This is a genomic window from Permianibacter aggregans (genome assembly GCF_009756665.1).
Classification (GTDB): Bacteria; Pseudomonadota; Gammaproteobacteria; order Enterobacterales; family Permianibacteraceae; genus Permianibacter; species Permianibacter aggregans.
The window spans coordinates 2,918,150-2,930,997 of sequence record NZ_CP037953.1 but is presented as its reverse complement, the minus strand read 5'-3'; the positions used below and the strand labels follow the sequence as shown (position 1 = coordinate 2,930,997).

The following is a 12,848-nucleotide window of genomic DNA, read 5'->3' as shown; positions in this document are numbered from 1 at the left end:
TGCTGATCAACGATCAGGGCGCCTGATCCACAACGCTGCACAACAAGCGCTGTAGACAGGCACGTTCATGTTCAGTTTGAAACAAGTGCTCGCGCGCAACGATTTGTTGACGCAAGCGTTCACGATAATCGCGGTGCTCAATGAAGTCAGTAATACGGCGCGCGAGTTCAGCCGGGTCATCGACTTGGAAAAAGCCGAGATAATCCTCGCCCAGCAAACCACGATGCGCCGGAATATTACTGGCCAGCACCGGCACACCCGCAACAATGGCTTCGGTCACCACTGCCGGCCCGCCTTCAATACGTGATGGATTGATCAAGGCATCAGCGTGCTGTAACTGCTGCAGGGCCTGACGATGCGGCAGCTCACCAAGATAATGATAGCGAGTTTCGCGCTGCATCCATTGTCGCGCCTGCTCATCCATACCCGCATCAATAACGCCGCCGCAGTGCATCAACTGCATCGTCATGGTCGGCAGGTATTCGTGTATCGATTGTACAGGCAAGAACGGCGCTTTTTCTGCGCGCAAATGACCGCTGAGTAAAAAAACCGGTGTCGCGTTTTGCGCGCGCTCATTGTCAAGCCGCGCGGCAGACTGGTAAATGACCGTACAACGACTGCGCAGTGTGACCGGCAGGCGCTGACGCATATCGTCTTGCAGGGCAATCAGTGCATCGACATGTTGCTCGGCAAATCGTTGCTCATCGGCGTTCGGCCATCCGGCGTAACTGTCGGTACCGGTCAACGCCAGAATCAAAGCGCCTTGCCCGTTTTCCGCGTACGCCCGGAAATCCGCCTGATTACGACGTGCATTCAAGGCAATCATCACATCAGCCGGCTGCTGTTGATAACGGTTGATCACACGCACCCGCCAACCCATGTGTCGAATGAATGCGGCCCAGCGCAACGCCGTGATGCGATTGCCGAGCCGCGAATGACGCGGTGCATGCGTCAGCAGCAGTACTTGCGGAGAAGATTTGCCAGTCCTTGTCGACATTGTCATGATGCCTGCTATCGTTAGGCGATTCGATGAAAGGTAACGTCCGAGTGTTACAGCATAGCGAATTCAGCCCGGATATGCTCAGCCAACTGTTGCAGCAGCAACGGCTCTTCACGCTCGATTATCTGCAGCGACTGGTTGATAACGACTGGATTGGTCCGCAGCATCCGGAATTGAACCCGCCATTATGGGAGTGGCTGCACCTGGTGTGGTTTCAGGAGTATTGGTGTCTGCGTTATCGCGGCGAGCAGCAGCCATTGTTTGCCTCGATGATGCCTGATGCCGATGCCCGCTTTGATTCCTCCCTTCTCGCCCATGACAATCGCTGGTGGGTAACACTACCCGATATCGAAACGAGTTTTGATTATGGTCAGCGCGTGCTGACCCAGGTGCTCGAAAAAATTGCCGGTAATCTTCATGCCCCCTACTTCGTTGAACTTTCGCTTTATCACGAAGCCATGCACGAAGAGAATTTCATGCGCCGGGCGCAACTGCTGTCACAATCGTTCCGAACGCCGCCGCAACACAGCCTGGGTCAATCGCTTTTGATTGACTTGCCAGCGCAAATCGTAACCCTGGCGCCACCCGCGGAAAAGATGTTTGCGTTCGACAATGAGAAAGGCCATGAACAACAATCGATTGCGGCCGTCAACATCATGAACCGGCTGGTGACCGAATTCGAGTTTGCGGAATTTGTCGATGCGGGTGGTTACCAGCAAGAAGCCCATTGGTCGCAACGAGGCTGGCAATGGCGAACGCAGCAACAGGCAGAGCAACCGCTGTATTGGCAGCGAGAAAATGGCCGCTGGCAGTTGCGCGAATTCACCTTCTGGCGGCCGCCGCACGTCGATCAGGCCATGCGTTACCTGAACGTTTATGAAGCCGAAGCGTACGGCAACTGGCGCGGCGGACGTTTACCGAACAGTGCCGAATGGCTGGCCGCCAGTCGCGATGCGCGCTTTGTTATCGCGCCTTGTTGGGAATGGCTGCAAAACCGCTTTGAGCCCTATCAAGGATTCTCGCCCGACCCGTACCGCGATTATTCACAAACCAGCTTTCATAGCCACCAGGAATTGCGCGGCCATTCGCCACTGCTGCATACCGGGCTTTGTCGAACCGGTTTCCGCAATTATTTCGCACCGGCACGGCGCGATACCTGCAGCGGTTTCCGTTTGGTTTTTTCCGGATAAACCGCAATCGTGTCCATTGCCCCTCTCGCCAGCAAAACCAAAACCGGCAAGCGTCTGCGCCATGCCTGGTATCGCCTGCTGCGCACCCGTGATCGCGGCTCGTTGATTAAGGGCCTGATTCAAGCGCGGCGCAAACCTGGCTCCGTAACCGAAAGCGAAAAATCGAGCAGAGAGAAACAGGAGGTCGATTTTTCCAGCACCCGATTGGCTCAGCTTTGTCCGGCATACACAAACGGTGAAAGCGCCTTTCGCTTGCTTGATGATGGCCATGAAGCGTTTATCGCCCGGTTGTCGTTGATTGATTTGGCCGAGCGCACGCTGGACTTGCAGTACTACATCATGCGCGATGACGAGACCACACGCGCCCTGTTGTACGCGCTGATCCAGGCGGCCAATCGCGGCGTTCGAGTACGGCTACTCCTCGACGACATTTACGCTGTCGGTCGCGACTTGGAATGGAGCCTGCTCGATGCGCATCCGAATATCGAGATGCGCCTATTCAATCCATTCATGGCGCGCGGCCCATTTGGGCTATCGCGTTTTTTTGAGCTGCTCGGTAATGCGGTGCGACTGAACCGGCGCATGCATAACAAATTATTCATTGCCGACAACACGGCTGTCGTGATCGGCGGCCGTAATCTTGGCAATGAGTATTTCAACGCCGAATCCGATACCTTGTTTGTCGACCTGGATGTGCTGGGCGTCGGCCCGATTGCCGAGCAAACCACCCGCAGTTTTGAGGATTTCTGGCGCAGCGAATTTGCCGTGCCGCTGACCAGCCTGCACAAGCAAGCGAGCAGCGAAGCCGAGCTGCGCCGCCGCGCCATTGGTTATCGAAAGCTGCTGCGCGACTTTCGTGGCTCAGGTTATTTTCAGGACGTGCGCGATACCCAGTTTGTCCGCGAGCTGGCTCATCAGTCGGTAGCCTTGATTCCGGGTCGCGCTTACGCCGTATGGGATACACCGGAAAAAGCGATCGGCAAACGCAAACTGATTGCCGGTGAGCATAAAGGGCCGCGCATCATCGAACTGCTAAAGCAGGCACGCGAATCGATTACCCTGATTTCACCGTATTTCATTCCCGGTGCCCTTGGTGTTGAGCGACTGGCTGATTACGTCGCGACTGGCGTGCAGGTACAGGTATTGACTAACGCTCTGGTCAGCACCGACGTACCGGTCGTGCACACCGGTTATGCACGCTATCGCGAGGAGTTATTGAAAGCCGGTGTGCAGTTGTTTGAATTGCGCCCGGATACGCTGGACCGAAAGCAATGGAAAAAACGCCGTAAACAGCTCGGGCGTTCACGGGCCAGCCTGCATACCAAACTGATTCTGATTGACGACCAGTACGCGCTGATTGGCTCGGCCAATCTCGATCCACGGTCGATTTTTCTCAATACTGAATTCACTTGCGTGATCGAAAGCTCGGTGATCGTCAAACAACTGAAGCAGTTGTATCGCGAACTGTGCGAGCCCGACCAGAGTTTTGCCGTCAGTCTGTCCGGCGACAAGCTGCAATGGCATACCCGCAACCGCAATGCTGAAGTCGTCGTGTTTGATCGGGAGCCGATGACCGGATTTTGGAAACGCCTTGGCATGAAGTTATTGAGTTGGCTGGCGCCGGAGTTTTTGTTGTAAGGATGCGAGCTATAGACAGTGACTAAGTTTTTGCGCTTTCTCATGTCATTCCCGCGAAAGCGGGAATCTAGAATACCTGAAAGTCACTGGATTCCCGCCTTCGCGGGAATGACAGCTAATCTCGTTGGATCAAATACCTAACTTAACTAGCGCACATCAATCGCCAACTGCCGCACTTCACTTGGCGTCAAGCCGGTCACTTGTTTGAACTGCCGTGAAAACGCCGCGTGATCATACCAACCGCAATCAACGGCGATTTGTCCGAGTGGCGTGCTGGTTTGCGTCAGCGCCTGCAGCGCGGCATCGATACGTGTCTTGCTGATAAACTGCGCGGCGCTGATCTGAAACACCCGCTTCATCCGGCGCTCGAATTGCGCGGTCGAAAGCTCGGCCATGCGCGCCAGCTCATCAACCCCCATCTGCTCGAAATAATTGGCTTGCATGTGATCGACCACCGCCGCAAATTTTTCATCAATATGGGCAGCACGGCTCGGTTCGATCAAATCTTTTGAGAACGAGGCAATACCGATGATTTTGCCGCGGTCATCGCGCAGCGGCACTTTGTTCGACAAACACCACCCGGCTTTGCCCTTGATGCGCAGAATCAAATCCAGGCTGTTGATCAGAGGTAGCCCGGTTTTCAGCACTTTCTCATCCTGGGCTTCGTAGCGTGCCGCCATATGGGCCGGGAACAAATCGCGGGCGGTACGCCCCAACGCTTCCGATTTATGACGCAGGCCGCAGCGTTTGACCCAGGCTTCGTTGACCGAGACATAGCGGCCTTCCCGAGTCTTAATCGCGAACACGATATCCGGCACCGGATCGAGCATGACCTCGACATAGCCGGGCGTGGCAAGGCGGGCGAAAAAGTCGCTACGTAAACGGGAGATGGTGTCGTCAGTCATGATTCTTGTTGAATTTCCATGGCGATCTCGTCCCGCAAGGAACAAGAACGACCTAAACAGCAAACGCCGAGGATAACCAAGAAACTCAGAACAAGTCTAAATTGAGAGTCATACCCGCGTAGGCGGGTATCCAGAACGCTTCAAAAACGATGGATTCCCGCCTACGCGGGAATGACACGATAAATCCTTCAGGCTCGTTCAGAAAGCCTTGCATCAAAGGCCACGAATTTGGCACTCATGTTAGATATCCGCCGCCCACGGCGCAAATGGCGATTGCTGACTTGGCGGCTGCCAACGGCTTAATGCCGATCTCCGTACAAGGTTAATTCCGGCAAACCAAGGAAAATGGCGCCGTTATTGACCATACTGGGCGTGTTCCGCCGGCCGCAAGGTCCGCACGCCTGTCAGGAGAACGTTTCATGTTCAGTGCCAGTCGCGTCAACGAGCCCGGCTTTCTCGACAAGCCGCTCAACGAATGGCGTGAGCTCATCACGCAAAACACCTATGTCAGCGAACCCGACTATCTGGTCGAGCTGCTGGCGCTACTGAATGCCGACGAAAAAAGCATCCAGCGCGTCACCGAAAAATCGGTCGCGTTCGTCGAACACGTGCGCGCCGAAAACCGCGACAAGCAAGGCGTCGAAGCCTTCTTGCAGCAATACAGCCTGAGCACTCAGGAAGGCGTCATTCTGATGTGCCTGGCCGAGGCGCTGCTGCGCATTCCCGATGCCGACGTCGCCAACCGTTTGATCGCCGACAAACTAAAACTGGCTGACTGGGACAAGCACGTTGGCCAGAGCGAATCGCTGCTGGTCAACATGTCCACCTGGGGCCTGATGCTGACCGGCAAATGGATGAACCTGCACGAAGATGGCGACACCCGCCCGTCTGCATTGCTGAACCGCTTGGTGCAAAGCGCTGGCGAACCGGTGATTCGTCAGGCGATGAATCAGGCGATGAAATTGATGGGCCGCCAATTCGTGCTTGGCCGCACCATCGAAGAAGCGCTGGAGCGTGCTCGCAAAAGCCACTCACGCGGTTACACCCATTCGTTCGACATGCTCGGCGAAGCCGCCTTCACCGCTGAAGACGCCGTGCGCTACAAAGAAGCCTACCGGATGGCAATTCGCGCCATCGGCGCCCAGAAAAAACCCGAGCGCGTTCCGCCCGGTACCATCTCCATTAAGTTGTCGGCTTTGCATCCGCGTTACGAAGAATCGAAATGCGAGCGCGTATTGAATGAGCTGACCGCAACGTTGATTGAACTCGCCGTCGAAGCCCGTCAGCTCGATGTCTACATCACCATCGACGCCGAAGAAGCCGATCGCCTGGAACTTTCGCTACGCGTCATTGAAAACGTGCTGCGTCACGACTCCTTGAAAGGCTGGAACGGTTTTGGTCTGGTCGTGCAGGCCTATTCCAAACGCGCACTGCCGGTGCTCTGCTATCTGCAAAAACTCGCAAAGGACATTGGCAAAAATATTCCACTGCGCTTGGTCAAAGGCGCCTACTGGGATTCAGAAATCAAATGGTCACAAATGGCTGGCCTGCCCGGTTACCCGGTCTACACCCGCAAAGCCGCGACTGACGTGTCCTATTTGGCCTGTGCGAAATTCCTGCTCGGTAAAATGGATTGTTTCTACCCGCAGTTCGCCACCCACAACGCGCAAACGGTGCAGACCATTCTGGACATGGCCGGCGAAAAACGCGGCTTCGAATTCCAACGCCTGCACGGCATGGGCGAAGCGCTGTACGACACGCTGATCGCCGAACACCCGGAACTTTACTGCCGCGTCTACGCACCAGTCGGCGCCCATAAAGATCTGTTGCCTTATTTGGTCCGTCGCCTGCTCGAAAACGGCGCCAACACTTCGTTCGTGCATCAGCTCGTTGATGAAGACACACCGAGCAGCATGCTGGTGCAACACCCGGTACTCAAACTGCAAAGTTTCAAAACTTTGCACAACGCCCGCATTCCTTTGCCACCCCACATTTTTGGAGCAGCTCGCATGAACTCCGCCGGCACCAATTTGAATATCCAAGCGCAACGCGACCCTTTCATTGCTGAAGTAAACAGCTTCAATCAAAAACAATGGCACGCCACTGGCTTGATCAATGGCAAACCCGTATCCGGTGATGCCAAACCAGTATTCAACCCGGCCAACACCGAAGAAAAAGTCGGCTCGGTCGTGCGCGTCACCAAAGCGCAAGCCGAAGAAGCGCTCAGCATTGCCTATCGTGCGCAAGAAGGCTGGAACGCGACGCCAGCCGAACGCCGCGCCGCGATTCTCGACAAAATTGCCGACTTGTTCGAACAACACAAATACGAATTGATCGCCATTTGCGGTCGCGAAGCCGGCAAGACCTTGCAAGACGGTATCGATGAAGTGCGTGAAGCGGTCGATTTCTGCCGTTATTACGCTGAGCGCGCCCGTTTGGAATTTGCCAAGCCACTGGCCTTGCCAGGGCCAACCGGTGAGCGCAATGAGTTGTTCCTCGATGGCCGCGGCGTATTCGCCTGTATCGCGCCGTGGAATTTCCCGTTGGCGATTTTCACTGGTCAAGTCGTTGCCGCATTGGTCGCCGGTAACTCGGTATTGGCGAAACCCGCGAACCAAACTTGTTTGATTGCCCATCGTGCGGTTGAGTTGATGTTGCAAGCTGGCGTACCAGGTGAAGTGCTGCACTTCTTACCGGGTAGTGGCGCTGAATTGTCACCGGTACTGACCGAAGATCCGCGCATCGCTGGCGTCGCGTTCACCGGCTCCACCGAAACCGCCTGGACGATTAACCGCTCACTGGCCTCACGTCGCGCCCAAATCGCCGCGCTGATCGCCGAAACCGGTGGCCAGAACGCAATGATTGTGGATTCCTCGGCGTTGCCAGAACAAGTCGTTGCCGATGTCATTCGCTCGGCGTTCGTTTCCGCCGGTCAGCGTTGCTCGGCGCTGCGCGTATTGTATCTGCAGGAAGAAATTGCCGAACGCGTGATCGAAGTATTGCGTGGTGCCATGGCTGAACTGGTGCTTGGCAATCCGCTCGACCACAAAACCGATATCGGCCCGGTTATCGACGCTGCGGCGAAAAAAGATCTGGAAACCCATATCCAGAACATGCGCGCAACGAAAAAACTGCTGGCCGAAGGCAAACTGCCAGCCGACGCCAACAAGGGTCACTTCCTGGCGCCCATCGCTTTTGAAATCGATAACATCAACGATCTGAAACAGGAAAACTTCGGCCCGGTCGCCCACATCATTCGCTACAAGTCTGATGATTTGGATAAAGTGATCGACAGCATCAACGCTTACGGTTACGGCCTGACCATCGGCATTCACACCCGCAACGAAGCTACGGCTGATTACATTGCCAAACGCGCCCGCGTCGGCAACGTCTACATCAACCGCAATCAGGTGGGTGCCGTCGTCGGCGTGCAACCATTCGGCGGCCAAGGCCTGTCCGGCACCGGCCCGAAAGCCGGCGGCCCGCACTACCTGCACCGCTTTGCCACCGAACGCACCGTCAGTAATAACATCGCGGCAGTGGGCGGTAACGCGACGCTGCTGAGCTTGGGCGACGCGGAGTAAGTTTTACGCACTACAAAAAATCCCGCTTGGGAAATTTCCTAAGCGGGATTTCTTACAGTAAATATCCCCCGGCAAAGCCGGGGGCTTTAAATTTGTGAGCCGCTCGAAGCGGCTTGTTCGGGGTCGCTAACGCGGCCCCGCGTATTTTCTGCCACCTTGACGGTGGCCTCTCAACTCCACAGCTTCATTTGTTCGAGGCGCTCATCCTCTTTTTCCTGGTTCCGGATGTACTCTCGAATTGTCTCTTCGTCTCGCCCCACTGTCGAAACGAAGTACCCCCTCGCCCAAAAGTGTTGACCGATAAAATTTTGCTTTCGTTCTCCATATACTCGCGCTAGATGTATGGCGCTCTTTCCCTTGATAAAACCCACTACCTGCGACACCGCATGTTTCGGTGGTATCGAAATCAGCATATGCACATGATCTGGCATCACATGCCCCTCTTCGATCCGGCATTCCTTCCGCGCGGCCAGTTTATGGAATATCTCTCCGAGATGCGGTCGCAGTTGCTTATACAGCGTCCTTCGACGGCACTTCGGAATAAATACTACATGGTATTTGCACTCCCACTTTGAGTGGCTTAGGCTTTCAAACTCGTCCATTTCGGTTTCTCCGATTCGTGTTGCTTGGCGGCTCACGTTTCGGAGTTTCCGTTATGGACTCCAGTAATTGTCAAACTGCTGCTGCCACCCCGGCAGAGCCGGGGGAACTCCCGTTACGGCTTAGTATTCAACGAGCTGTTTGCCGCACTAAGTTGATGAGTTGCGAAAGCTTCCTTCCCTAGCTTTTTTGATTAAAGTGATGTCAGGCTATTTGATGACTTTTATATATGGGGGTAATCTTTTTCCCGCAAGTTTTTTTGCGGGCTCCCCCAAAAACTCACTCCTAGCATCGTCAAGCAGTAGCTCGACTTTTTCCAGATAGTATTTGCTTAGTTCTTCAACTGACTTGGATTTTAGTTCATCGTCCTCTGGGACTGGCAAATCTATAAATTGCTGCTTTACCTCAGCCACTGATGCCGGAAGTTCAACATAGTACTTTTCTGTCGCTCCATCGGGCATTTCAATCTCCCACCCGCTGCCACCGAACTGGTCGCCTATGAAAAATGAGTTTGCGCCGGGCGGAGGCGTGCCGAGTTTTCTCATAACTTCAGATGAAAAGTGATGGATGTGAGCGGCGGTGGAGATGCCAAGCTTTCCCTCCTTTAGAATCTCATTCCTCACGCTCACGAAATACTTCATGATCGGATCGCTTTTCATTTCGCCTTGCTTTTTCTCATACCATGTATCAAACCTCTTATCACCTACGGGAGTTCTTAAGTTCTGAATTACGAAGCTAACTGAACGACCAAAAACTATGAGGTTACGCAAGCCGGTAAATCTTCTCCCCTTGTTGTTCCCAACAAGATCTTCATAGCCATGCCAAGCGGTTTGCAGAATCTCTTCAGCTCTTCTAATGACTTCTTGAATGGACTCTGACATTCACCTACCTCATTCACTGAATTAACTGACCGCCACCACTGCTGGTCGAGAGCCAAGCCATTGCATCACCTATCACATAACCATATTCAACGTGGTAAATGGAGGGGAAAACATGTGCAGCGCGCATGAACCATGGGGCTTTGATTTTCATACATGCCCACTAGCCAGCTTGTCAAAAGCCCAAACTGTTTCACAAGAGCCCGTTAATCTGCTTCTTTTTACCGTGCGCATTTGCTTGTTTCACCTATGCTGATCAAGCAGTATCGGATTCCCATCCGGATCTTCCAGCATGATACTGCCTGGCCCCGACTCCTGATTGATATCGTCACTCAGCAACTTGACGCCTCGACGAACCAGCTCATCACGTAACGCTCTAATGTCGGTGAACTCACTCAGGTTCTGCGCCGATTGATCCCAGCCCGGATTGAACGTGAGCATATTCTTTTCAAACATGCCCTGAAACAAACCAATGATGTGATCGCCATTTTTCAGAATGGTCCACCCTTGCCCGCAATCACCGCCGATGGTTTCAAAGCCGAGCTTTTCGTAAAAGGCTTTTGAAGCGTTAATGTCCTTTACGGCAAGGCTAATGGAAAATGCACCTAGATTCATTCCTATCTCCTTAAGTAACCATTCCTCAATGTGAAGGATAAGGCTGGCAGTTGTCGTACTCCCAGTCAAAATACCGAGACAACACCCTCGACACCTCCTCCCAGTTCGAACCTTGATTGCTTTTCAAGATATCTTCTACGGCATCTAAAACTGCAGAAAAGCTGTATCGCTCTAATGGAATAGTAAATCTTTGATCGGCTACATAGTTATTCCAAGTCACAAACCTGACCTGATAGTTATGTCCCGCTCGTGCTGTTGGGCCAATTGTAAAATTGATCCATACATCGACATCAAATGGGTCAGTCGGTGTCCATTCATCAATCGGATCGTGGTCTGAACAGTCGTAGCTGACGATTACTGCTTTCATGAGTGGAAAAGTCATAAGAAATGTACTGAATACAGCCGTCAGTATAGTGAAGTACTGACGGCCTCCATAGCTCAGCCGCCGATATCAATCACCACTTTCCCTACCGCTCTACCCTGCTCGAGATAGCTGTGCGCCTCACTCAACTCCGCGAGCTGGAATCGTTTTTGGTCCAGCAACGGTTGCAATTTGCCTTGCGCGACCAATCCATTCAGCTCTCGCAAGATCTCGCTATGCCGTTCACGGCCAAGGTTGTGCAGCATTGGGATCAGCATAAATACGATATGAATGCTCAGGCCTTTGCTGAATGCCGGGCCGAGGTCGTAGCTTTGCCTGGCAACCAGGGTAATCACCTGCCCTTGCGGGCGGGCCGCTTCGATGGCGATGTTAAGGTTGTCGCTGCCGATGGCGTCGAACACCACATCAAAGCCAACACCATCGGTTAGGCGTTGCACGTAGTCGCTAACCGATTCTTCACGGTAGTTAACGATATGGTCAGCGCCGAGCTTGCGCGCCAATGCGGCTTTTTCCGGCGTAGAGACCACAGCAGTAACGATGGCGCCAGCCGCTTTCGCGAGTTGCAGTGCGACATGGCCCACGCCACCGACGGCGCCAAACACCAGCACCTTATCGCCACGTTTTACTCGCACCCGATCAAACAGCCCTTCGTAAGCGGTGATACCAACGAGCGGCAACGCGGCGGCCTGACGGAAATCCAGTGCCGAAGGTTTTGGCGCCATTAAACGCACATCAGCAACCATGTATTCGGCGTAGCTGCCATCGATACCGGCAAAGCCGCCGGCGCAACCATAAACCTCATCACCGATGGCGTAGTCGCTGACCCCTTCGCCAAGCGCGGCCACCGTGCCGGCAAAATCGGCACCGAGTATTGCGGGCAACGTTGGTGGCCCGTTGCGACGGGTTTTGATATCGGCTGGGTTGACGCTGGCCGCGTGCACGCGCACCAGCACCTGGCCTTTGCCCGGCTTCGGCATTGGCCGCTGTTGCAACTCGAACTGCTCCGGGCCGCCGGCCTGCATCAATACTTGCGCTTTCATGTGGAACTCCTGATGGATGGTATTGGCGGCCAGTGTATTTATTAAACGTTTGAACGATAATCAGGCAAATCACATAAGCTTTATTCGGTATTTTTTGAAAATGAACGACACCGACCTGACGCTATTTCTGCGCATTGCCCACCTGGGCAACCTGAGCGCTGCTGCCCGCGAACTGCACCTGTCGCCGGCCGTGGTCAGTCACCGGCTGGCGCAATTGGAGCAGGAACTGGGCGTGCGCCTGTTTCACCGCACTACCCGTCAGCTCAGCCTCAGCGAAGATGGCCGGGCGTTTCAGCAGCATGCCGAAGCGCTCATTGAACAATTCAACGAGGCTCGGGCAGCGCTCTCCGGAGGCCAACAACAACCGAGCGGCACCTTGCGGCTGACCTGCTCCGCCTCGTTCGGTCGCCAGCATCTGGTGCCGGAGCTGACGCGCTTTTTGGCCGAGCACCCGCAACTGCAAATCGACCTGCAATTGTCCGATCACATCGTCGACTTGGTGCGCGAAGGTTTTGATTTGGGCATTCGTATCGCGCCGACCATTGAGCCCGGTTTGGTGGCCCGGCAACTGGCTGCCAGCGAACGGGTGCTTTGTGCCTCGCCGGACTATCTCGCGAAACATGGCCGGCCCGAACAACCTGAAGACTTAAGCAATCATGCTTGCCTCGTGTTGCACGAACAACATAGTTGGAGCTTTCGCACGCCGAACGGGCAACAAAAGAAAGTGCGCGTGCACGGGCCGCTGACCAGCAACCACGGCGAAAGCCTGCGTGACGCCAGCATTGAAGGCCTCGGCATTTCCATACAGTCGCGCTGGAGTGTGCACACGGCGCTGGCCGATGGCCGCCTGCAGACGGTGCTCAATGACTATCCGTTCGACACCGATTCGTTTATTTGGGCGGTGTATCCATCAGGACGTTTGCTGCCGGCCAAAGTCCGGCGCTTTATCGACTTTCTACTCAAGCGCTGGGCGACGCCGCCTTGGCACGCGAGCTGAAACCGTTTGGCGTTTTGCC

Annotated in this window: 11 protein-coding genes; 4 read left to right on the top strand and 7 right to left on the bottom strand. The window is 54.5% G+C overall.

Annotated elements, in window-relative coordinates; translation table 11 throughout:
- Nucleotides 1–13 precede the first annotated feature (13 nt).
- Nucleotides 14–997, bottom strand: coding sequence for a glycosyltransferase family 4 protein (locus tag E2H98_RS13175; RefSeq protein WP_157591382.1), 984 nt, complete (start codon nt 995–997; stop codon nt 14–16).
- 32 nt (nt 998–1,029) lie between these two features.
- Here E2H98_RS13175 and E2H98_RS13170 point away from each other — a divergent pair, with 32 nt between their 5' ends.
- Nucleotides 1,030–2,190, top strand: a complete 1,161-nt coding sequence (locus E2H98_RS13170) for an SUMF1/EgtB/PvdO family nonheme iron enzyme (RefSeq protein ID WP_133593516.1) — start codon at nt 1,030–1,032, stop codon at nt 2,188–2,190.
- Between the two features lie 9 nt (nt 2,191–2,199).
- Nucleotides 2,200–3,828, top strand: coding sequence for a phospholipase D-like domain-containing protein (locus tag E2H98_RS13165; RefSeq protein ID WP_133593518.1), 1,629 nt, complete (start codon nt 2,200–2,202; stop codon nt 3,826–3,828).
- A 146-nt stretch (nt 3,829–3,974) separates the two neighbouring features.
- Here E2H98_RS13165 and E2H98_RS13160 read toward each other — a convergent pair whose 3' ends face one another.
- Nucleotides 3,975–4,733: an AraC family transcriptional regulator gene (locus E2H98_RS13160; protein ID WP_133593520.1), complete on the bottom strand. Its 759-nt coding sequence runs from the start codon at nt 4,731–4,733 to the stop codon at nt 3,975–3,977.
- Between the two features lie 419 nt (nt 4,734–5,152).
- On the opposite strand from E2H98_RS13160, the gene putA reads away from it, so the two are divergent.
- A complete protein-coding gene (gene putA / locus E2H98_RS13155; RefSeq protein WP_133593522.1) occupies nt 5,153–8,317 on the top strand; it encodes a bifunctional proline dehydrogenase/L-glutamate gamma-semialdehyde dehydrogenase PutA in 3,165 nt (1,054 codons plus the stop codon).
- A gap of 170 nt (nt 8,318–8,487) precedes the next feature.
- Here putA and tnpA read toward each other — a convergent pair whose 3' ends face one another.
- The 5 genes from tnpA to E2H98_RS13130 all read right to left on the bottom strand — a co-directional run bounded on the left by tnpA (nt 8,488) and on the right by E2H98_RS13130 (nt 11,832).
- Nucleotides 8,488–8,919 carry an IS200/IS605 family transposase gene (gene tnpA / locus E2H98_RS13150; RefSeq protein WP_157591253.1) on the bottom strand — a complete coding sequence of 144 codons (432 nt, stop codon included), beginning with the start codon at nt 8,917–8,919 and terminating at the stop codon, nt 8,488–8,490.
- 207 nt (nt 8,920–9,126) lie between these two features.
- Complete coding sequence (locus E2H98_RS13145; RefSeq protein ID WP_133588769.1) at nt 9,127–9,798, bottom strand: hypothetical protein; 672 nt, start codon at nt 9,796–9,798, stop codon at nt 9,127–9,129.
- Between the two features lie 240 nt (nt 9,799–10,038).
- Nucleotides 10,039–10,410, bottom strand: coding sequence for a VOC family protein (locus tag E2H98_RS13140; protein WP_133588771.1), 372 nt, complete (start codon nt 10,408–10,410; stop codon nt 10,039–10,041).
- A 25-nt stretch (nt 10,411–10,435) separates the two neighbouring features.
- The gene (locus E2H98_RS13135; protein ID WP_157591381.1) at nt 10,436–10,777 is read right to left on the bottom strand and encodes an Imm8 family immunity protein; all 342 of its coding nucleotides are present in this window, start codon (nt 10,775–10,777) and stop codon (nt 10,436–10,438) included.
- Between the two features lie 71 nt (nt 10,778–10,848).
- Complete coding sequence (locus E2H98_RS13130) at nt 10,849–11,832, bottom strand: zinc-dependent alcohol dehydrogenase family protein (RefSeq protein WP_133588775.1); 984 nt, start codon at nt 11,830–11,832, stop codon at nt 10,849–10,851.
- 100 nt (nt 11,833–11,932) lie between these two features.
- On the opposite strand from E2H98_RS13130, the gene E2H98_RS13125 reads away from it, so the two are divergent.
- Nucleotides 11,933–12,829 (top strand): LysR family transcriptional regulator, encoded by an 897-nt coding sequence (locus E2H98_RS13125; protein WP_133588777.1) that lies wholly within the window; start codon nt 11,933–11,935, stop codon nt 12,827–12,829.
- Nucleotides 12,830–12,848: the final 19 nt, after the last annotated feature.